At 46.9% G+C, this 2,553-nt stretch carries 1 protein-coding gene; it reads left to right on the top strand.

From position 1 onward, the window contains the following. Nucleotides 1-1,477, top strand: a 1,477-nt coding sequence (gene dnaA, locus QZP87_RS07045; RefSeq protein WP_363330998.1) for a chromosomal replication initiator protein DnaA, incomplete at its 5' end; no start/stop codon positions are given. Between the last annotated feature and the right edge of the window lie 1,076 nt (nt 1,478-2,553).

Raw genomic sequence — 2,553 nt, 5'->3', positions numbered from 1 at the left:
TCACTGGGGTCTTATTCCCGCAAGGAAAAAACATGCTTCTTCAATCTCTTTTATCTGTGTCAATCTGTGTGATCTGTGGGCTAAAAACTCTTTTCTTATCTGGGTTGCGGGCAAAGCCCGCGTTAGAGATATAAGCACACCCATGACCGATGCATGGGAAAGAATAAAACAAATACTTGAAAAATCATTAAAATCAGGGGTTTTTCTGCTCTGGATTCAGCCTTTGAACGGTGGTTTCGACCCGGAAAAGAGGATTCTGACCCTGCAGGCTCCCAATGAATTCGTAGCTTCCTGGGTCTGTGAACGCTTGCATGACATGATATCAGAGACTGCTCAGGATGTTCTGGGCCTTGATCCCAAGATTGAATTCACTTCAGACACACAGGAAGCACTGTATTCACCAGTTATAGCCGGTAAAGAAACCCGCAAACACCTGCCCGTTCAGAGCAGTATTCAAAATGTCTCCAAGTTCAGGTATAGCTTTCAGGATTTCGTGGTAGGCCCAAGCAATGAACTGGCTTACGTGGCCTCCAAGAGCTTTTGCCGGGAGCAGGTTTCGTCGGACCAGCTTTTTCTTTGCTCATCCACCGGACTCGGTAAAACCCATCTGGTGCAGTCCATGGGCAACAGCCTGGTCCAGGTAAGCAACAAAAATAACCTGCGTATCGCATATTTAAGCTCTGAAGAGTTCGCCTGCCAGCTTATTCAGGCCATTAAATCCAGACAGGTGGAGCAGTTCAAGGCAAAGTACCGGGATCAAATAGATCTTTTGATGCTTGAAGACATCCATTTTTTTCAGGGTAAGGAAAAAATACAGGGGGAATTTCTATCCACCATCAATGCCCTGCAAAGCCAGGGCAAAAAAGTGGTGTTGAGCAGTTCCTTTCTGCCCAGAGAGCTCAAAGACCTGGATTCAAGCATTATCTCCAGGTTGTGCCGGGGTTTTATGGCTGTAATAGACAGACCGGACCTGGAAACACGGTATGAAATTATTAACAGGAAGGCCGCCCGTCACCAGATAAGTATCCCCCGGAATGTATCACACCTGTTGGCAGAGCGTATCCAGACAGATATCCGCCAGCTGGAGAGCTGCATAAACAACCTGGCGCTCAAGGCCAGGTTCCTCGAAGAAAAGATCTCCATGGAAATGGCCCATGAAGTCCTGAAAAACTACAAACAGCAGAAACAAAGTCCGGGTCTGGAAGACATAATCAAATCCGTATGCCGGATATATGATTTACCTCTGGAAAAGATATGCTCCAGGAGCCGCAAGAGGCAGCATGTTCAGGCCCGGAATCTGGCTTTTTATCTTGCCAGGAAATACACCGATAACTCATTGCAAAACATTGGTAGAAGGTTCAACCGCAGACATTCCACTGTACTTAAGGGCATATCCAATGTGGAACGTGAAGTGAATAACGACAGCCCCCTGGGCCGACAGCTGATGGATGCCGCCAGCAGGGTTGTGCCGGAGTGATACCTCCATCCTGCCTTGCCTGGTCGCTCAGTTCCCTTGAGCGGGCAATCGTAACCATTCAGGGGGGAGCATTACGCGTTTCTGAAAACTGAAAACATGGCATATTTGTCATTGCTTGTTTTGGGTTAAAAGCTGTTTATTATGGCAAGGGGACTGTCCCTGGCTTCGGGACTGTCCCCAAGGGCACGGGGACTGTCCCTGGCTTCGGGACTGTCCCCACTATAGTCTATTTCATATGACTTCGTACTAAATTTCATGTATATTCACTTATTTTAAAAGCTGATGCAGTCAGCTTACTCGCGAGTCTTTTGAGATCGTTGCGAGTCTTTTTAATCATTATTAAAAAATGCTTTAACATTGAACACCATCTTTCGCATTCTGTTGAGAACTTAATGCCCTGAAATGACACAATCACGCCCCCCTGTTTTTAGTGATATCAAACAAAAACTACCTTTATAAAGATATCACATTCAAAACAGAAAGGCAGATATTAGCATGAAGTCATTTGAAATAGACTATAGCTATGCAGCTTCACAAAACTTCGCGTCTGTAATTATTGTATTTGTACAGATATCATAACACTACTGCGACACTTTGTGTCAATGATTGCCTCGGCCACCGGAGTCAGGCACCCCCGCACTTATTTTTCTGAAGGATGTTTGAGGGCATTATAAAAATAAGTGCGGGGAGAGCCAGTCCCCTTCGAGTTCAAATAAAGCGTCGCTGTAGTGATAATTACAACCCCTTGAGACGGGGACAACATCTGTGATGCTGTATTTAACGGACATAACCGAACGCAAGCGGATTTCAATCCCTTTAAACGGGAAAAGCCTTTAAGGCGACTTGCTCCACCTGCCATGCAGCCGGGTATCTGCTCAGCGCTTTTAAGGAAAACAGGGAACAGGCACTCCGGGCCCCCTTGTACCTCTCGTTCCCAGGCTCCAGCCGCTTTACCTCTCGTTCCCAGGCTCCAGCCTGGGAACGCTTAGTTCTTGCGGCTCCAGCCGCTTTACCTCTCGTTCCCAGGCTCCAGCCTGGGAGCGCTTAGGCGCTTAGCACAAATTTCAAACCAACAT

This window comes from Desulfonatronospira sp. (assembly GCA_003563255.1).
Classification (GTDB): Bacteria; Desulfobacterota; Desulfovibrionia; order Desulfovibrionales; family Desulfonatronovibrionaceae; genus Desulfonatronospira.
Note: the sequence above shows the minus strand (reverse complement) of the source record. Positions and strands in the feature narration are given on the sequence as shown.